At 62.0% G+C, this 19,661-nt stretch carries 14 protein-coding genes; 7 read left to right on the plus strand and 7 right to left on the minus strand.

The genetic code is table 11. From position 1 onward, the window contains the following. Window positions 1-4: 4 nt before the first annotated feature. Both Pan216_RS21260 and Pan216_RS21265 read left to right on the plus strand, forming a co-directional pair. Window positions 5-1,408: a hypothetical protein gene (locus Pan216_RS21260; protein WP_145261148.1), complete on the plus strand. Its 1,404-nt coding sequence runs from the start codon at window positions 5-7 to the stop codon at window positions 1,406-1,408. 184 nt (window positions 1,409-1,592) lie between these two features. Continuing rightward, complete coding sequence (locus tag Pan216_RS21265; protein WP_145261150.1) at window positions 1,593-2,981, plus strand: neutral/alkaline non-lysosomal ceramidase N-terminal domain-containing protein; 1,389 nt, start codon at window positions 1,593-1,595, stop codon at window positions 2,979-2,981. Between the two features lie 32 nt (window positions 2,982-3,013). Here the strand turns inward: Pan216_RS21265 and Pan216_RS21270 are convergent, their stop codons facing one another. The 5 genes from Pan216_RS21270 to Pan216_RS21290 all read right to left on the minus strand — a co-directional run bounded on the left by Pan216_RS21270 (window position 3,014) and on the right by Pan216_RS21290 (window position 9,035). Continuing rightward, on the minus strand, window positions 3,014-4,504 hold the full coding sequence (locus Pan216_RS21270; protein ID WP_145261153.1) for a sulfatase family protein: 1,491 nt from the start codon (window positions 4,502-4,504) through the stop codon (window positions 3,014-3,016). Window positions 4,505-4,727: 223 nt separating this feature from the next. Continuing rightward, window positions 4,728-5,693, minus strand: coding sequence for a DUF1559 domain-containing protein (locus Pan216_RS21275; protein ID WP_145261154.1), 966 nt, complete (start codon window positions 5,691-5,693; stop codon window positions 4,728-4,730). Between the two features lie 69 nt (window positions 5,694-5,762). Then, window positions 5,763-6,161, minus strand: coding sequence for a hypothetical protein (locus Pan216_RS21280; RefSeq protein WP_145261156.1), 399 nt, complete (start codon window positions 6,159-6,161; stop codon window positions 5,763-5,765). A 464-nt stretch (window positions 6,162-6,625) separates the two neighbouring features. After that, window positions 6,626-7,819: a bifunctional glutamate N-acetyltransferase/amino-acid acetyltransferase ArgJ gene (gene argJ, locus Pan216_RS21285; protein ID WP_145261158.1), complete on the minus strand. Its 1,194-nt coding sequence runs from the start codon at window positions 7,817-7,819 to the stop codon at window positions 6,626-6,628. A 10-nt stretch (window positions 7,820-7,829) separates the two neighbouring features. After that, window positions 7,830-9,035: a ribonuclease D gene (locus Pan216_RS21290; protein WP_419192813.1), complete on the minus strand. Its 1,206-nt coding sequence runs from the start codon at window positions 9,033-9,035 to the stop codon at window positions 7,830-7,832. A 474-nt stretch (window positions 9,036-9,509) separates the two neighbouring features. Between Pan216_RS21290 and Pan216_RS21295 the strand changes: the two genes are divergently transcribed. From Pan216_RS21295 to Pan216_RS21305, 3 genes are all read left to right on the plus strand, one after another. Then, window positions 9,510-11,060 carry a hypothetical protein gene (locus Pan216_RS21295; protein WP_145261161.1) on the plus strand — a complete coding sequence of 517 codons (1,551 nt, stop codon included), beginning with the start codon at window positions 9,510-9,512 and terminating at the stop codon, window positions 11,058-11,060. A gap of 4 nt (window positions 11,061-11,064) precedes the next feature. Beyond that, complete coding sequence (locus Pan216_RS21300) at window positions 11,065-12,567, plus strand: fibronectin type III domain-containing protein (RefSeq protein WP_145261163.1); 1,503 nt, start codon at window positions 11,065-11,067, stop codon at window positions 12,565-12,567. Between the two features lie 251 nt (window positions 12,568-12,818). Beyond that, on the plus strand, window positions 12,819-13,106 hold the full coding sequence (locus Pan216_RS21305; RefSeq protein ID WP_145261165.1) for a hypothetical protein: 288 nt from the start codon (window positions 12,819-12,821) through the stop codon (window positions 13,104-13,106). Window positions 13,107-13,319: 213 nt separating this feature from the next. On the opposite strand, the gene rpoN is transcribed toward Pan216_RS21305, so the two are convergent. Together rpoN and recR are read right to left on the minus strand one after the other, a co-directional pair. Next, a complete protein-coding gene (rpoN, locus tag Pan216_RS21310; protein ID WP_145261167.1) occupies window positions 13,320-14,801 on the minus strand; it encodes an RNA polymerase factor sigma-54 in 1,482 nt (493 codons plus the stop codon). A gap of 99 nt (window positions 14,802-14,900) precedes the next feature. After that, window positions 14,901-15,500 (minus strand): recombination mediator RecR, encoded by a 600-nt coding sequence (gene recR / locus Pan216_RS21315; protein ID WP_145261169.1) that lies wholly within the window; start codon window positions 15,498-15,500, stop codon window positions 14,901-14,903. Between the two features lie 325 nt (window positions 15,501-15,825). Between recR and hemG the strand changes: the two genes are divergently transcribed. Together hemG and Pan216_RS21325 are read left to right on the plus strand one after the other, a co-directional pair. Then, on the plus strand, window positions 15,826-17,244 hold the full coding sequence (hemG, locus tag Pan216_RS21320) for a protoporphyrinogen oxidase (RefSeq protein ID WP_145261171.1): 1,419 nt from the start codon (window positions 15,826-15,828) through the stop codon (window positions 17,242-17,244). 479 nt (window positions 17,245-17,723) lie between these two features. Then, a complete protein-coding gene (locus Pan216_RS21325; RefSeq protein ID WP_419192814.1) occupies window positions 17,724-19,589 on the plus strand; it encodes a tetratricopeptide repeat protein in 1,866 nt (621 codons plus the stop codon). Window positions 19,590-19,661 lie beyond the last annotated feature (72 nt).

Genomic DNA, 19,661 nt, shown 5'->3' on the forward strand with positions numbered 1-19,661 from the left:
CTCTATGTCATCCGATGCGCTCCTCCTCAATCGCCGACGTTTCCTGCATCAGTCCATGGGCGGGGCTCTCTCGACCCTGCTCGCGTCGGGGCTAGCGACCGCCGCCAACGCTTCGCCCGGCGACCTTCAATTGTCGACCTTCCGCTTCGACGTCACCCCTCCCCTCGGGCATGGTTGCTGTGGCGGCTGGATCAAGCCGGTCGTCGGCTATGATGATCCGCTCGAGGCCGTTGGCTTGGTCATATCGGGAGCCGGCAAGCCGGTCGTCCTGTGCGCGGTCGACTGGACTGGTCTTCTCAACAGTGCCAACACCAAGTGGCGCGAGGCCTTGGCCGATGCGGCCGGAACGACGCCCGATCGCGTCGCGGTGCAGTGCGTCCATCAACACAATGCCCCATTCGTATGCCTCGAGAGCCAGAAGCTCGTCGAGAAGCATGCCGATCTGCCGAGCATGGTCGACGTCGGCTTCTACAACCAGTGCCTCGACCGAGGACACAAAGCGGTGACCGAAGCGGTGGCCAACGCTCGTCCCCTAACGCACATCGCCGTCGGCCAAGCGAAGGTCGACAAGGTCGCCGCCAACCGCCGCGTGATGCGTGACGCGGACGGGAATATTGTCAAGATGCGAGGCAGCCGCTGCGCCGACAAGGAACTCCGTGCCCTCCCCGAAGGCACCATCGACCCGTGGCTCAAGACGGTCGCTTTCTACGATGGTCCGACGAAGCTCGCCGCGTGCCACTACTACGCCACGCACCCGATGAGCTACTACGGCGACGGTCGCGTCAGCAGCGACTTCCCAGGGCTGGCCCGCAAGATGCGGCAAAAGGAAGAGCCCGACACACTGCACCTCTACTTCACCGGCGCCTCGGGCAACGTCGCCGCCGGCAAGTACAACGACGGTTCCAAGGAGATGCGTCCGATCCTTCGCGATCGCATCTATCGAGCGATGGTCGACTCCGAAAAGAACCTGAAGGAACAACCGATCGAAACCGTTACCTGGAAGACGGCCGACCTGCTACCGACGCCAAAGAAGGAGTTCACGGCCGAGGTCCTCGATGAAATGATGAAGGACACCAAACGTCCGACCTCGCGACGGAACATCGCCGCCTATCGACTCGAATGGCTGCGGCGCTGCGAGCGTCAGGAGCCGCTCGTCTTAAGTTCGCTCTCGCTGGGCAAGACGACGCTCCTGCACCTGCCGGCGGAGTCCTTCATCGAGTACCAACTCAAGGCCCAGGAGATGGCCAAGGACCAGTTCCTCGCCACGGCGGCTTACGGTGACGGCGGCCCCTGGTACTTGCCGATCGCGGCCGAGTACCCCCTCGGTGGCTACGAGGTCAGCGTCGCCTTCTGCGAGCCAACCATCGACGAGATGATGTCTGGTGGCTGTCAGTCGATGCTCTCGTAGCGATCGGTTCGTCGTGTCCTCCATCGACGCCGATGCCTCGGTCCTCTCAAGCCATCGGGCGCCACTGGCTGCTCGCCAACCAGTGCCAACGAGTCGGGGCTTCTCCGACACGCCATCCGAACGATGACTCACATTCATCGGCGCAACGCTATTCGCTGACCGCGATCCTGAAAGGTAGTCTTGAATGGTTCGACGAAGCCTTCTCTGGTCGCTGGCGCTACTCGGGTCGATCTCGCTATTCGCGCCCGAAAGTTACGCCGACAAGCCGACGTGGAAGGCCGGCGTCGCCAGGGCGAACATCACGCCCAAGACGCCGGTTTGGCTCGCGGGGTACGGCACCAAACGCCCACCCGAAGGCAAGCTCCACGATCTCTGGATGAAGGCACTCGCCCTTCAGGACACCGGCGGTCATCGCGCGGTCCTGATCACCAGCGACTTCCAGGGCGTTCCCAAGTCGATGAGCGATCGCGTCTTCGAACGACTACAGACTGAGTTGGGCCTCGAGCGCCAGGACGTCCTTTTCACCTTCTCCCACAACCACTGCGGGCCGCGACTCGGCGATGACCTCGTCGACTACTATCCCGTCGAGGTCGACCAGGTCAAACTCGTCAAGGAGTACACCGACCGGATGGTCGATGCTTGCGTCAGAATGGTCGGCGAGGCGTTCGAACGACTCGAGCCCGCCACGCTGGGGATGGGTGAAGGCAAGGCCACCTTCGCGGTCAACCGACGCAACAACCCCGAAGCGGAAATCCCCCGGCTCCTCGCCGGAAGCGTTCCCCTCAAAGGCCCCGTCGACCACGCCGTCCCCGTCCTGACGGTGACCCGACCGAACGGAAAGTTGGAAGCGATTCTCTTCGGCTACGCGTGCCATCCGACCACGCTCAGTTTTCGCAAGTGGTGCGGCGACTATCCCGGCTTCGCCCAGCTTGAGTTGGAGAAACGTCATCCCGGCGCGACCGCGATGTTCGTCAACACGTGCGGCGGCGATCAGAATCCGCTCCCCCGACGACGGGTCGAGCTATGCGAAAAGTACGGCCACATGCTCGCCAGCGCCGTCGAGGAGGTCTTGGCACGGCGATCGTCCCTCAAGCAGGTCTCTCCTGGATTGCGGACCGCCTTCGCGATGGTGGAGCTTCCCTATCAGAAGGTCGTGTCGCGGGAAGAGCTCGTTGGACTTCTGCGCGACAACAGCCCGATCCGAGCCCGCTGGGCCGACCGGATGCTTGCGAAACGGGAAGCGGGGGAAGAGTTCGAGGCCGCTTATCCCTACCCGATCCACGTCTGGCAACTCGGCGGCGAGATGCTGCTCATCGGGATGGGAGCCGAAACGGTCGTCGACTACGCTCTGCGTTTCAAGCGCGAGTTCGGTCCCGGTACATGGGTCTGCGGCTATTCAGACGACATGATCGCCTACATTCCCTCGCGGCGTGTTTGGGAAGAAGGCGGCTACGAGGGCGGATCGTTTCTCTACGAGTACGGCCGTCCCGCCTTCCGCTGGTCCGGCAACATCGAGGATCGAATCGGAACGACCGTTGGTCGATTAGTCCAGCAGGTCCGCGAGACGAAGTAGGCACGCTTCGTCCCGTTGCCAAAGCTTGCGTCTCACGTCGTCGGCTTAGCTTTCTTTTTCGGCTTCGGCTGCTTTCTCTTGCGGGCGTGGGGATCGTTCTTCCACCAGTCGGGGCCGTCGGCGAGAACGGCGGCATCGTGGTCGATGAGCTTCCGCTTCATTTCGGCGAACTTGACGGGAAACTTCTTCGCAACGTCGGCCGTCTCCTGCCAGTCGTCGGCGAGGTTGTAAAGCTCGAAGTGCGTCATGTCGCTGGAGCCGATGACCTTCCAGTCGCCGTCGCGAAGAGCGACCATGTGTTTGTCATCCGAGAGATGGTTGCGCCAGTAGAGCGGTTGCTCGCGTTCGATCTGGTTTCCCTCGAAGAGCGGGAGCATGCTCGCCCCATCGATCGTTCGGTCGCTCGGAACCGGAACGCCGACGATGTCGCAGATCGTCGTGAAGATGTCCGATCCGATGACCGGTTCCTTGGTCTCGGTCCCCGGTTTGACCTTGCCCGGCCAGCGAACGATGCCCGGAACGCGAATTCCCCCATCGAAGGTACTGCGCTTGCGGCCGCGTAGTCCGCCGGTCGAGCCGCGGGTACGGTTGCGTTGCGATTGGGGGTTCTTGGGAAAAGGCTCGCCGCTACCCTCGGGGCCGTTGTCCGAGGTGAAGATGACGAAGGTGCTCTCGTCGAGGCCCTGCTCCTCGAGCTCCTTCATCAGTTTGCCGAAGGCGTGATCGAGTTGGGTGACGTTGCCGTGGTGTTGCCTGATGCCGGGATCGTCAGCGTCCTTGTAGAGTTCCATGAACTTCGGATTCGATTCGATCGGCAGGTGAGGTTCGTGCGTCCAGACCGTCAAGAAGAAGGGCTTCTCCTTGTCGCGGTGATGCTGGAGCCAGTCGATCGCCTCGTCGGCTACCAACTCGGCGCTGAAGCCCTCCAGGGGACCAACCGGCTCGCCATTGCGAACGAAGTTGGTCGGATTCTTGTGGGTCGGCGCGGCGTTGTTCTGCGTCGCCATCCACCAGTCATAGCCATGATCGCCCGGCTGCGGTTGCTCGGAGGAGTTGAACTTGCCGTTGAGATGCCACTTCCCGACGTGACAGGTCGCGTAGCCTTGATCCTTGAGCAGTTTGGCGACGGTGATCTCGCTGGGGCGGAGGTGGTATTTCGAGCCATCGGGGATCCAGCGCCAGACCCCGTTGCGATAAGGCGTCCGACCAGTCAGGATCGACGAGCGTGAAGGCGAGCAGACTGAGCACGCCGAGTAGCACTGCGTCATCCGCAGGCCTTGCTTGGCGAACTTGTCAAGGTTCGGCGTCTGGATCTTCTCGTGCCCGTAGCAGCCGAGATCCCCCCAGCCAAGATCGTCCGCGAGAAAGACGACGAAGTTGGGACGCTCGTTGGCCTCATCGGCTCGAGCCACGGAGTCGGCAACGGCGGCCCCGACGAAAGTCAGCACGACGAGAAAGAGTCGTCCTAGCGACGGAAGTCGCCGACGGCGAAGTCGGCCCTGCTGAGAGTTTGGGAAGAACATGGCGGGTCCATTCGAACTGGGGGCAACGTGGTGGATACGGTTCTCATCGCAGGGCAAGGCGAGAACAACAAGATAACCGACATGAGTCGTCCGGGTGATGGTAGCTCACGCAACGAGCGATCTGATCCAACCTGAAGGTAGTGTTGGTGCAGCCCTTTGGCACTGGCTGACAAACAGCCAGTGGCACCCTAGAGTTTAGCTGAAAAATTGCACTGGCCAGAGTCTAGAAGCCGCCAAGTGGCTGGCCGTCATCGCGAATTCCGAGCGACCGGTAGGTATTCAGATCAATACTCTCGCCGACAAATTCCACCGATCCGTCCCCCATCAGGAAGTGAACGCCTCCATCGTGGAAGCTGCGGAAGGTGGTCGTGAGTTCGCCCCACATGTTGATGCCGGCCGCCGGATCGTCCCCCGAGTTGGGCTGATGCACGCAAGCGGCCGCGTTGGTCATCAGCGAATCGCCGCCGTTGAGGCGCAGGGCCGACGCCCAGGTGAGGGTTTCACAACACCAAGGAGGAATGTAGGAAAAGATGGTCTCGCCAATGAGGAAGGTCTTGGAAAGACCGTCGGTGACGGCGGCCTCGCGGACGGAGGAGTTGCGCCACATCATGCCGTTGTTGAAGTAGACGCGCCCGCCGCCATGTTCGCAAGGATACTGGGTGCCACCACTTGGTAGCGTCCCTCCACCCATCACGGCGAAGTAGCTCAACGTGGGGTAGTTGGCCGCGACCGGGTTCGAAGGACAGACGTACTTCTCCAGACGCTGAATCTGCTCGGATTGGTTGGGAGAATTGGCCGAGTTTCCGCTCGCGGCGTACGAGTCCGTGAAGCCCCAATCGAACGGCGCGTTGAAATTGAAACGGTCGTAACGCGCTTGCTCATCCAGGTATGGAAGGATCAGCACGGTCCACGGAGCGCCGGCGTCTCCGACCACGGCGCCACCTCCGTGACAGTCGTTCGCATTGGTCGGTCGCCTCGCGACCCCCGCCGGAGGAAAGACTCCGTGGCCATCGTGATAATTGTGCAGCGCCAACCCGATCTGGCGCAACTGATTCTGGCACTGAACGCGCCGAGCCGCTTCTCGAGCGCGCTGAACCGCCGGCAAGAGAAGGCCGACCAGTACACCGATGATCGCGATGACGACCAACAGTTCGACGAGTGTGAACCCGCGACGCGTTAGCGATCTCATTGTTGTCTCCCCAATTTCTCCATGGCTCCGGCACTCAATGGGTTGATCCCAGGACACTCAAGCAACTGATCAGTTGGGCGGAAGCTCGAAGTCGTGCGTGGCATCTCGATCGGGAACATCGAGCGTGACATTAAAAGGACCTGCGACGAGATTCCCAAGCGGCGCGTGCGACTCATCTTTGGGACGACCATCGTAGACGAAGAGTCGCGCGATGTAAGGACCACCCACCGTCCCCTTGCCGCGTGGCGTCACGTACTTTCCTTCGCGGATCTGCGCGACGGTCCCAGGTCCCATGCTTCCCTTGCTGGCATCGGGCTCAAAATGGATCTCACCGATCGAGACGGACATTCCCTCGTAGGTAACACTTCCGGAAAGCTCATAGCGCCTGGGACCATCATGGCTTCCCCCGCAACCCAGGGCGTGCATGACGAAGAAAGCGATGATGTAGGGGGACCGTTCTCGCATCATGCTCAGTACCACCTGATGCCCTGCGCAAGCGAACCCCGATTCACTCCAGCGCGAAGAAGAGACGACGCGTCGTGAAGCGTGCCAGGACCGCCTCCGGAAGAGAGGTTCATGCCAAGTGGAGAAGCGACGAATTCGATCCGTCAGCGACAAAGACAACGTCTAACAGCCCGTTGACCTATTCGCTGCCGGCTACGAGCGGCCCTCTTGACCAATCTCGGCGTCCAAGAAACGCGACGAATCGACGGATTCGCCTGCGTTTCTCCTCCTTGATCTTGGCCACCAAGGCTCGTTCTCGACTTGGCCCGCTTAGATCAACGGACGGCCAACCGCCATCTCTTCTCTGCTCGGCCGCGCATGTAACTAGTTCAAATTGATGACATCGTAAGCCCCAGATGCCAGGTCAGATCCTACTCAAGGAATGTCTAGTCGTCAACTACGAACGCCGAGTTGCCACAGAGATTCGCTCACGTGGTGTAGTCGGCGTTGAGATGCACATAGTCGTGCGTGAGATCGGAGGTCCAAAAACGGCAGCGAGCGTCGCCCGACTCGAGATCGAGTTCCAGGTGCGTCTCGCGCGAGTCCTTCATTCGCTTCGACTCGGCGTCGGCGTCGAAGGGTGTCGGGACGCCGTGATCGTAGAGGAGCGTCCCATTGACTCGTAGGGAGACTTCCGTCTCTTCGAACGCGACCCCGGCATAGCCAGCGGCGCTGACGATCCGTCCCCAGTTCGGGTCGTTGCCGAAGACCGCCGTCTTCACCAACGCACTGTCGGCGATCTCCTTGGCGATCGTTCGCGCCTCGGCTTCGGTTCGACAGCCTCTCACGTCGAGGGTAATGACATGACTGGCTCCCTCGGCGTCGTCGATGATCGCCCGAGAGAGTTCGCAAGCGACCTCGGTCACCGCCGCTTCGAAGAGGCCTTGCTCCTCATTGTCGACCGCGACCCCGGTGGCGCCGTTGGCCAATAAGAGAACCGTGTCGTTGGTCGAGGTATGCCCTTCAACACTGATGCAGTGAAAGCTCCGATCGACCGCTTGCCGCAGGACCGGCTCCAACAGGTCCGGGCCGGCGACGGCATCGGTCATGATGTACGACAGCATCGTCGCCATGTTCGGGCCGATCATCGCGGCACCCTTGGCGATGCCGAGGACCGTCACCGCTCCCCCGGCCAACGTGAGTGTCCGTCGGGAGAGCTTCGGGCGCGTGTCGGTCGTCATGATCGCCCGAGCGGCCAACTCGAGCGAGGCCGAACTCCGTTCGAGCCGCTTGGCCGCGGAATCGATTCCGGACTCGATGATCTCGATCGGGAGCGGATGACCGATGACGCCGGTGGAGCCGACGAGTACCTGGGAATCGTTGGCACCTAGCGCCGTGGCCAACCGCTGAGCCATCCGCTGGGCGTCGCGCCGTCCGCGTTCACCGGTACAGGCGTTCGCGTTGCCACTGTTGACGACGATGCCACGAACGTCGGTCGCGGGGAGTCGATCCTGGCACCAGAGGACAGGCGCCGCCTTGACGCGATTGGTGGTGAAGACGCCGACGGCGGCGCTGTCGCGATCGGAGACGATCAGAGCGAGATCCTTCGTCGTCGGATCGTCCTTGATGCCGCAAGCGACGCCGGCGAACTGATACCCCAGTGGCAATGATTCCTCGGTCACAACACATTCCTCAATTCGATGCGGTTTCGCTGGTGGCGCCACGGGCGGAGTCGAAGACGAGGCTGACTTCGCGATCCTTCGTCACCAGATGCATCGACACTTTGCCTTCCAGCATGTCGGTCAGTTCCTCGCCGCAGACCTCCTTGCGCCATCCGCGCGCCAGCCGGGGAAGCTCGGTTGCTCCCGGACGCTTGAGATGCCAGTCGATCAATTTCTGCAGATCGTCGTTGGTCCCCAGCAGACTCGGCGCCACCTGCTCGCGGTGAGCGATGTGGTACATCGCTGCCGAGAGAATCTTTAGCGGCATCTGATCATCGGTCGCGGCGCGACGCGGCGGCCGCTTGGGAAGATCCTTGTCCGGCAACGCCAATGCTCGGCGAATCCCTTCCAGGAGTTCGTCGGCCCAGCGACCATCCTTGATGTTCCCCAACCCGCGCGTCTTCTTCAGATCGGCGAGGCTCTTCGGCTTGCGCTTGGCCAGTTCGACGAGCAAATCGTCCCGCATTACCCAGCGTGGAGGCTTGTCGAGATGCCGGGCTCGTTTGTCGCGCAGCTCCGCCAATTCCCTCAAGATCGCGAGGTTCCGCGAGGTCATCGAGCCGGAACCGTTGACGCGCCGATAGTTCGCCACCGGCGGCTTCTCCTGCTGCCGGAGCACCTCCGCATTCTCTTCCTCGAGCCAGTGCTGCCGTCCCATCCGATCGAGCCGTTCGAGAATCGCCTCCCGGAGACGGTGAAGGTGCTTCACATCCCCGAGGGCGTAATCGACCTGTCTTGAAGAGAGAGGGCGTGCCCGCCAATCGGTTCGCGCCTCGGTCGAGGCAATTTCGACCCCGAGGCTCCGGTAGAGGAGATTGGCGTAGGAGAGGGGAAAGCCGAAGCCGACCAATCCGGCCGCGAGCTGAACGTCGAAGAGTTTTTCGGGGGTCGCTCCAGAGCTCGCCCGGCAAAAGTTCATCTCTTCCTTGGCGGCGTGAGCGATCACCTCGTGCCCCGGCTCGACGAGGATCTCCCAAAACTCCGAGACATCCTTGACCGCCAGGGGATCGATCGCGCGTTGCTCGTCCTTGGTGGAGACTTGAATCAGACAGAGCTGCGGCGAGTAGGTGTATTCCGGAACGAACTCGGTATCGAGGCCGATGATGGGCTCCGTGCGCAGGGCGTCACAAAGCTTTTTGAACTCTTGAGTTGAGGTAATCAGCGCTTCCTCGGGCATGTCCAATCCTTGACGTCTCGCCAATCGACAACGGGCTTGGTAATCGGGTCTTCCGAGTTCCTCTTGATTCGTCCCCGAGTCGGGTCTATATCCTGCCGCGAAATCCAACTTCCTTGACACCAGCACCGACGAATGGACCATCCGTCGACCCAATGAACATTCATAGGGATCGTCATCGGCGGGCGTAGCGACGACCGGCTGCCCCAATGGTGACACATTGCGGTGTCGACGGCCATGCAAGAAGAGACAACTTGGCGAAGACGCCTTCCCGTCGGGAAGACGTTTCCCGCCAACCGGTCGTCTGACAAAACGTCGTTGAGGATTCGCTTCGACTTCCTTTGGAAGCCGAGATTGTTTCGCGTACCGAGGGGCCCACGACCAATGAGACGAGGCATGTTGGCTCAACGCGACTCTTTGAACGGACCATCGCTTGGCTCGCGGAGCTCCCAGCGCCGCTGGGGTCGATGCTGCTTGGTGGGCATCGCCCTGCTCGCCGGCTGTCAGAGCCTCGGCGCCAATCGGGAAGTTTCCGAAGACACGATGAACCGTTGGTCGCCCAAGGACACCGCCGAGCAAAGCGCCGAAGCGAATCGTCCGGCGACGTTGCCTCCCAAGAAGGTTCCTTCCGAAGCGCTCGCCCAGAAACCGAGCCCGCCGAGGGAAGTTCCCCAACAGATCCGTCAGCCGAAGCCGACCAGCGCCCCATCCCAGACGGTCTCGGAACCGACTCTGCTGACAGTCTCCCTGCGCCCGAATCGACCGACCAAGAAGGCGACGGCGAGCGAACCGACCATTCCCGAACTCAAGGCCTCGGTCCGTCCCGCTTCCGCGTTGATGACAGTGGCGGCCGACCCGGCAAAGAAGGCATCGACCACAACCGTCCCGGAAACGGAAGCCACCGACGACCAACTGGAGGTTTCCCTCGGAAGAGCCGTGGCGGCGATGGACGGGGTTGCCGACGATTCGGACTCAGCGGACGTCGCTCCTCCGCCACCCGCTCCGCTCTTTGGCTCGGCTTCCGCGAAGCTTGCCAAGGAAGTGGAACCTCCGAAGCTAGACGCCGCGAGTGCGAGCGGAACGCTGATGCCTCCACCGCCGGCTCCGCTCCTCTCGGAGACCGACGGGAACGAATCCAAACCGACTAGCGATGCCGACGAGACGACCGCCGAGGCACCGACGCCCAGCGATCCCAAGATGCCCGCGACGGTGGTCGCCGCTCTTCCCGAGGAAACTTCCGATGCAACGACTCCCGCGACCGAGCCAACCGCCGATGTCGAGGGACCGAACCTCGACAAACTGGCGAACGTCGCCGATCCGACCGACACCGAAGAGCCGGTGATCGCCGATCTCTCGGCGTCGCTCGTGCCGAAGCTGCCACCCACGAGTGTGGTTCCCGCCGCGCCTGCCAAGGAGGAAGGACCCGAGGAAGTGATCGCGATGAAGCGGATGGTGCCGCCTCCGCCCGCTTGCCTCGCTGACGAGACCCGACCGCTCACCGCTCCGACCGAGCCCTCTCCGGGGTTGACGATGAACTCGCCGGGCGAGATGCCCGCGTCCCCGAAAGATGGATCCGACGACGCGGACCTGGTGCTCGACAACACCAAGCTCTGCAAGCAAATCAAGGGCTTTGGCAGCGTGGTCCCGACGACGAGCGACCAGCTCCGTCCGGGCCAACAGCTTCTCGTCTACACGGAGGTCAAGAATTTCGCGTCGTCTCCCGCGGGGAGCGGCTTTGAGACTTCCCTGGCGAGCAAGATCACGATTGAAACAGCCGACGGCACCGTCTTGCATCCGATGGAGTTCGACAACATCCACGACCGATGCCAAACCAAGCGACACGACTTCTATTGTCACTACACGTTCATCCTTCCCAGCCACCTTCCCGCTGGGAACTACTTGCTTCGGCTGAAAGTGAAGGATCTGAAAACCGACTCGATGGGAGAGCGGACGCTGGCCTTTTCGATTGCCCCGGCGTCGACGATCGCCCAACGGAGTATTCGGGCGACCGAGGACCAGAAAGGATGAAGCCATGTTTGGATTGATGCCCATGGCGGCGGCGATGGCGACTCTAGCCTTCGGTGCCGGCGACACGGAAAGTGATCTCATTTACAGCCCCGAGCGGGTCTTTCGTATCCCGTTGGACCTCAACGAAGCCGAGCGCGAGCGGATCAAGCTCGTGCGCGTCTTCGTTTCGGGGAGCCACGGAAACTCCTGGACACGTCTCGAGGATGGTAAGCCCGATACCAAGACGGTGACCTTCCAGGCCAAGAGAGACGGCGAATACTGGTTCAGCGTCGCCCTGATCGATCGCGATGGGCGGCAAACGCCTGGCGACATCAGTGCCGTCGAACCGGGACTCAAGGTACTCGTCGATTCCCAGGATCCCGACCTCGTGCTTCGGCCGATCCGAAGCCGAAGTGGCCACCGAGGAGTCCGCTGGGAAGTCACCGACGCCAACCCCAAGGCCAACGCGTTGCGGCTCGCGGTGTGGGATGACAAGACCTCGGCGTGGAAGTCCTACCCGATCGAGACGCCCGAGAAGAATCTCGTTTGGTTCAAGCAGGACGAGTCGTTCCAGAAGATCCAGGCCCAGATCACCGACCGGGCCGGTCGCGCGACCGTCATGGAAGTGATGATCGAGGAGAATCAGTTCGCCAAGCGTCAGGTCGACACCTTCGCGCTCGATCAGGCGGAGGAGAAGACCGTCGCGACCCGGATTCCTCGGGCCTTCGCGAAGAAGTCGCCTCCCGTCCAACAGGCGAGCCACACGCCCGAGCCGAAGCCGGCAATGGCGAGCGCGGCGGTCACCGAGAAGTCGGCCGCGCCGATGGCTCCTTCGAAAATGCCCGAACCCGCAAAGGCTCCCGAGCCGCCGAAGATGCCGAGCGCAACGGCCGACGCGCAGTTGCGTCCCGAGGGTCGCAGCTTCTGCGCCTCGCGGCGACTGGTCGTCCACTACGAAGTCGATAAGAGCGGCAAGGAAGTCGGCCCCGTCGAACTCTGGGGCAGTACCGATGGCGGGGAGAACTGGACGGTCCTCTCGCGCGACACCGACAAGACCTCTCCCATTGAGGCCGAACTGGGTCACGATGGAACCTGGGGGCTGCGCATTGTCGTTGATGCCGATCTCCCGATGTCGCGTCCGACGCCCGGATCGACGCCGGAATTGTATGTCGAGATCGACACGACCAGCCCCGTGGTGCTCGCGAAGAACCCGGTGATCAGCGACGGCATGGTGGAGCTGACTTGGTCCGCCGCCGATCAGAACCTTTCGTCGGAATCGACGAACATCTTCTACGCGACGAATCCCGAAGGGCCCTGGAAACAGATCGGCGAATCCTTGGAAGGAACTGGCCGATTCGTCTGGGAGTTGCCCGAATCGAACACGAAGAACGGTTCACAACATTTCCGGATCGAGGCTCGCGACGAAGCCGGCAACGTCGGCGACATCAACGTGGTCGCCCGTCCGCCGTTGGCGAACATCGAGCAAGGGGGACGCTTGCTTCGCGTCGCTCCGTTCGCGGCCAACTAGCCAGTAAGAGACTGTTCGTGGGAAGACATCGCCGGGCACTCACCCGGCCCGTCTTCCCGCGACGTGGGGTGCTACGGCGACAAATGGCTCGCCCCCCTCAACGCAAACATCCCATTTAACCCATTGCCCCAGATCGTCGCCTCTTGCAGAATGGCAGAGCCGGAGCGGGAACGACTCCGCTCGCTTGACGTCCTGGGCATTGTCGTAGGAACGCGGCAACTTCCCGAATGGGTCACGATGGGAGAATCATCATGCGCCGATGTGTTTTGATGGCCGCCGCGCTGCTTCTGAGCATCACGTTCGCCACGAGCGAAGCGCAAGCTTGGGGCAACAAGCGCCGTTCGTTCTACGTTCCGACCTACCCCTACGGCGCCGCTCCGGTCGTCGGCTACTACACGCCGCCGATCGTCGCTCCCCCGTCGTACATCTACTGGACGCAGCCCTATCCCTACGGCGTCGCGCCGGTCTACCCGTACTACGTGGGTCCGAACGGGTTCATCTACTCCTTCAACCCGCCGGTCTATCAGTACGTCTACTAACTGCGCGAGAACGAGTGCGAAGGGACTTCACCTCTCCAACGGGGAGAGGTCGGCGAGCAACGCGAGACGGATGAAAGGATTGAAGGCCCCGAAACGGCAAAAGCGCCTCGTCGAACGGAAGCCCCCTCACCCCTAACCACTCTCCCCATGGGAGAGGGGAACAAGAGGCTCACTCTCCCCATGGGAGAGGGGAACAAGAGGCAGCCGACGAACTTAGACGTGCTGTTTGCGTTGGCGTGACGAAGGGATTGCCAGCATCTTGCGGTACTTCGTGACGGTTCGCCTGGCGAGAGGATACCCGAGATCCTTCAAGCGATTGACGAGTTCGTCGTCGCTGTAGGGACTGCGTTTGTCCTCTTGATCGATGATCTCGGTCAGCTTGCGTTTGATGGTATCCCAAGCAACCTCTTGCCCATCGGCGGTGGTCGTCCCGCCGCCGAAGAAGCGCTTGAGGGGGAAGATTCCGCGAGGGGTCTGCACCCACTTGTCGTCGACGGCCCGACTGACGGTCGTGACGTGAACCCCGACTTTGTCCGCGATTTGCTGCATCTTCAGCGGTTCGATCGCGTCGGGGCCCTTCTCCAAGAATGACTTTTGATGCTCGACGATGGCGCGCGTCACCTTCTCGAGCGTGTTGCGCCGCTGTTCGATCGAATCGAGCAACCAACGGGCGGCGGTGAGCTTGCGCTTGACATACTCAAGCGTCTTGGGGTCGCCGCGCTTCTCACGCAGCATGTTGGCGTACTGTTTGCTGATACGGACGCGCGGCGTGTTGTCGTCATTCATCTTGATGACGAAGTCGCCATTGCTGTCGGGTTCGATCACCACGTCGGGGACGACGTACTGGACCGAGGTCGGGACGTACGATCCGCCCGGATTCAAGTCGAGGTGGCGGAGTTGCTCCATCGCTTCGCGAATCAGTTCGAGGGAATAACCGGTCTTGCGTTCGACCTGCGGGAGCCGGTTGTGCTCCAAATCCTCGAGGTGATTGGCGACGAGCGTCCGCAAGACGTCGGCGTGCTCGATGTCGAGTTCCGGGTTCTCCAACTGGAGGAGCAAGCATTCCCGCAAATCGCGAGCGCCGACGCCCGCCGGTTCGAGTTGCTGAACCAGGAAGAGCGCTTCCTCGGAGTCCTCGTCACTGATCGGATGGGTGAAGGTTAGCCGGATCTCGCTCAATGGCGAAGTGAGAAATCCGCGGTGATCGAGATTCGCGACGATGTGCCGGGCGAACTCGATGATGTGTGGTTCCGCGTCGGCCAAGTTGATCTGATCGAGCAGATGGTCCTCCAGCGACGAAGGCCGGCCGACCATGTTCTGCATCGCGTCCTGTTTCTTGTCGGAGAGCTCGATGCCGGCAAGTCGCGAGGGCTGGTGCGTCGGGGTGAAGTTCTCGTTCCACTCATCCACCAGTTGCTCGAAAGCGTCGATCTCCTGGTCGGAGGGCCCGTCGCTCTTCTCTTGATCGCTCAGGCTGCCGTCGGTCGTCGCCCCATGTTCGGCTTCGAAGTCGGTTGTCGGTGTCTCGTTGGCGGAAGTTCCCAGCTCCAAGGTGATGTTCTGCTCGAACTCTTGCTGAATTCGCTCCTCGAGCGCCATGATCGGGAGTTGGAGGATCTCCATCGACTGGATCATGCGCGGCGCCAGCTTCATTTGCTGGAGCATTCGCATCTGTTGAGAAACGTCGAGCCGCATCTTCCGCTACCCAAAAGGGTGACTACTTCACCGGTCACATGCCGGCGTCCATCCATGTGGTCGGAACGTTCCGATGGTCATCGGTCGTTCCACCGTCGCTCAGAACTTCTGCCGTCCCGAGAGCGCGTCCGCGAGCATCTCGCGATTGGCGAACTCCAGAACCGTACCGCTGGCCAACCCGCGAGCCAGCCGCGTCACGTTGACGTCGTAGTCGGCCAAGACATTCGACAGATAAAGCGCCGTTCCATCCCCTTCAAGGGTGGGATTGGTCGCCATGATCACCTCTTTGATCGTCCCCCGTCGTACGCGGTCGACGAGAGGCCCGATCGTCAGCTTGTCCGGGGTGATTCCCTCCAAGGGGGCGATCCGCCCATGGAGCACGTGATAGACGCCTTGGAAGCTGCCGGTCTTCTCGAGGGACATCAAGTCTCGGGGCTGCTCGACCACACAGAGCAGACTCTGGTCGCGGCGCGCATCCTGGCACACCTGGCAAATGTCCGTTCCCTCCGACAGGTTAAAACACTCCCGACAGAGGCGAACGTTGGTTTTGACGTCCTCGATCGCGCGGGCGAGCTTCAGCGCGTCCTCAGCCCGAGCTTGCATCAGGTAGTGGGTGATTCTCTCGGCCGACTTGGGCCCGATCCCCGGCAATCGGGTCAACTCTTCCGTCAGTCGTTCGACACTAGGCGTCAGACTCACACACGATCCCTCGTCCGATGGGTTGCGTCCCGATGATCATCCAATTCGGGCCCCCCCTCTCTTGATAGATACGATCGGGGAACTCAGCAAGTGGGTTTTTCCACAATGGCATCAGAGTTGCTGCCCATCAAACGAAATCCTTCGCCATCTCCATGCGATTTCCGTGCCGATCGCCGTCATCTCGCTAGCATGAGAGTGGGCAAGATACCACTAAGGAGAGTGTTTCGACACCTCCCCTCTTCCGATCGGCAAGTCAATGCCGGATCTCGGCGAGGCACGCTCGAACACCATTGACGCCCAAAGCCGTACTCAGGCCGGATGACACGTGCAACAGTCCATCGTCGTCGTGGGGGGTGGGATCTCCGGATTGACCACCGCCTGGCACCTCAAGAGTATTGCTCCCGACGCGGCCTTGGTCGTGCTGGAGCGAAAGCATCATCCGGGAGGGACATGCTGGACCCAGGAGGTCGACGGCTACCGGCTCGAACTCGGCCCCAATGGTTTCCTTGACAACAAACCGAGCACGCTGGCACTCTGTGAATCGCTCGGGTTGAGCGACGAATTGACGACGGCAAGCTCGGCCGCGGCCGATCGCTTCCTCTTTCTCAACGGCAAGCTTCAGAAAGTTCCCGCGTCGCTGAGTGGCCTCTTGAGCACGCCCCTCTTGAGCTTGCTCGGCAAAACACGACTTCTTCTCGAACCCTTCATGCCCAAGGGCCAGGTGGGGGCCGACGAGTCGATCGCGAGCTTCGGACGACGACGACTTGGCAAGCAAGCGACCGACGTCTTCCTTGACGCCTTCGTCACCGGCATCATGGCGGGCGACACCGAACAACTTAGCCTTCCCGCCTGTTTCCCCAGGCTTGCCGAGATGGAGCGAGAGTACGGCAGCCTCCTCTCCGCCCAAATTCAGATCGCTCGAAAGAAACGGGCCGAACGTCAGCTCCAAGGCTTGCCCCCCAAGCCCAAAGGAAGCCGCGGAAGCCAGCTCGTGGCGCCCAAGGCCGGCATGGGCAGGCTCTCGCAGCGGCTCGCGGAGGAATTGGGCGAGTCGCTCCTCGGTGACGTCGCCGTTAACTCAGTCGAACGGACCGCCGAAGGATCGTGGCGAGTACACGCCCAGGACGGACGCCAGTGGGATGCCGACGCGGTCGTCCTCGCGTGTCCCGCGTTTCACCAAGCGACGCTTCTTCAACTCGTCGACGAAGAGCTCTCCCGCGAGATTTCGGAGATCCCCTACGCCGCCTGCGTCGTCGCCTCGCTCGGCTATTCCGTCGAGGCTCTTCCGCCAGGGCTCAGCGGTTTCGGCTATCTCTCCCCCCAGGGTCAGGGGCGCCCGGTCCTCGGCGTCCAGTGGATCAGCTCGATCTTCAACAACCAGGCTCCCGATCGCATGTTTCAATTCCGAGCGATCCTGGGAGGGGCTCACCGGCGCGATGTCGTCGGCTGGAACGACCAAGCGATCATCGAAACGGTCGCCGCGGAGCTCAAGGAGAGCGTGGGACTGCGCGGGGAACCGACCTTCTCGTGGATCCATCGCTGGCCCCAAGCGATTCCCCAGTACCCGCTCGGCCATCTCGAACGGCTGGAGCGCATCGAGGCCCGTCGTGCGGAGCATCCGGGGCTCTTTCTTACCGGGAACTGCTACCGCGGCGTCGCCCTCAACGATTGCACCCACAACGCCGAGCTGATCGCGAACGAAACCGCCACCTATCTCCGCAAGACGCGACCGTCATCGTCGTAGACTGCTCGTGCATTTGCTCCCACATCCCCATGAGTGGCCTGTCATGTGTTGCGCACTTGGTGTTGCATACCCAGATCTTGGGTGCCATGCCCACGCTCGCCGTGGGCATGCTGGTACCGCGTCGCCCTCGGCCAATCTCCCTCGGGAGTCAGAAACGACCTGGGTGACGACCTGGATGCCATGCCCACGCTCGCGTGGACATGCTGGTACCGTGCCGTCCTCGGTCATCCAACCTGCCCAACGGCGACCAGGCTCCAACACCTCTCACGACATTCGCGGAACTCCTAACCGTCACTTCCTTCCCAGACTCCCACCATCCCTCAATCTTCGTGCCGTTCCCGCTGGAGTAGCCGACACAACCGATCCGATCCCACCTTCAGATGGCGATGTTTCCGTTGCCGTGCGCCGGGAACAACGCCCGTGGTCCGCCAGTTCGTCGGCCAGGAGAAGGGCAAGTGATGGAAAGTGACACGAATAGCATGAATGACGGAATGACCATCGAACCGACCGGCGTCGAGAGCATGGATCACGTCGTTCGCCACCTTGCCTCGCGGCTGCTCGTCCCGATGAAGCGTTCGCTGGCCCTTTGCCTCGTGGTCGCTGCCGGTTTCCTCACGGTCGGTTGTTCGTCGACGTCGTCGATGGTCTCGAACAACAATGCGGGCCCCTTCCGCCACCTCGCGTCGAGCCGGAAATCGACCACGATCCGCGAAGCGAAGAAGCCGAGCAGCCAGACGCCCTCCCCGGTCAAGCTCGTCTCCTTCGACCAGCCCGTGGCGACGATCGAGGGATCGGCCGTGGAGTCGGCAGTCCTGTCGGCTCGCCTCGACGAGGCGCGTGCGGTCGACTTTCCGACGATCATCCACGAGAGCTCCGACGTCGTGATCGCGGTCCCCACCAAGACCAAGGCCTATCGCCCAAGCGACCGCCGCGGAGGTCCGATCGTCGAGCGAAGCGCCGAGAAGCCCAAGACCTGGGTCAAGTCGGTGCTGATCTGGAAAATGGACGAACCGAAGCGAGGCTTGGTCCGCTGGCGTGAAGTCGAGAAGGCGTCGACCGCGTTCCACGAACTCCCGGAAGGCCGCTACAACGTCTACTATCTCCGCGAACCGATCGCGTGGAACGAGGACGGAACGCCCGATTGGCCCGATCTCGTCAAGACCGGCAAGAAGCGCCCTCATCGCTCGATCCTCGTCGCCTATGGCACCACGCCGGCGTTGATTCGCGATCTTCCCGTCCGCCGCGCCGCCGACACGTCGACGCCCGTGACCTTCACCTTGTGTCACGAGGTTTCGCAGCGACCGAAGGAGGGGTTCGCGCTGCGGTCAAAGCTCTCGCAGCTCGATCGACGCACCAACCAGGGTTGGACCCTCCTGATGCGAAACAAGACGGGCGAAGCTCGGAAGGAGTTTCTTTCGAGTCTGACGCAGTGGAGTGACGGGCTCGCCTTCGGCGGATGGCAAGGGCCGTCCATCCTCGGTAGCTCTCAGCCGGTGACCGCCAAGGAGATCCTCGTTGGCACCGAGAAGGGTCGAGTCGCTCTCGAGAAGGGGACCATCTCCCCGGAGAACGCCGCTCGGATGATCGCCGCCTCGTGCGGACTTCGCAGGGAAGCTTCGTCGGCCCTCTACGGACTGGCGAAGTGCCACCTCGGCGACGCGGAGATGAGCGATGCCGACAAGCGGCTCGCTCGCGTCTACCTGCTCGCCTCGCTGATGCTTGAGCCGAACGTTTCGGAAGTGCTTAACGACCTGGCGGTCGTCAGCAGCGAGTTCGGCGAGCACCAGGCCGCGCTCGCGTACGCCGATCAGGTCGTCGCCCTATCTCCCAACCCCCGGTTCCGCTTCAACCGCGGCAGGATCCATTGGGCCGCCGGCAATCGGGTCGAGGCGATGGCCGACTGGCAGGCCGCCGCGGCGTCGAAAGAACCGTGTGCCCAAGCCAATCTCGCCGTCGTCCAGGGCGAACTCCTCTTGGGGGCGAGCGGCGTCACCTTCCGCGAATGTCAGCAGCTCGTCGAGAAGCTCAATCGCGTCGTCATCGACTACGGAGCCAGCACCGGGGAAGGCCAATGGGCCTCCTCGCTCTTGCGGCAGATGGAGTTGATCGGCCACGAGCATCGGCTCAACGACTCCGGAACGGCCGTCAGCCACCTCTTCCCGCAGCCGACGCGTCATCGGGCCATTCCCGTGGCGATCGCGAAGAGCGACCGGACGGAGAAGGACGAGACGAAATCGGACTCTTGGCGAGCCAATACGGCGAAGAAATCGTCCAAAACGGTTCAAAAAGAGGAGAAATCGGTCGAAAAAACGACCGCTGAGGTGAAAGAGACGACCGATCGTTAGCGACATCGCCAGTGTGCGTCCGCGCCCCGACTCGTTGCGAGACCGCACCGTCCAACGCAAAAAGAGCAGGCC

Source organism: Kolteria novifilia (genome assembly GCA_007748055.1).
GTDB classification, from domain to species: Bacteria; Planctomycetota; Planctomycetia; order Kolteriales; family Kolteriaceae; genus Kolteria; species Kolteria novifilia.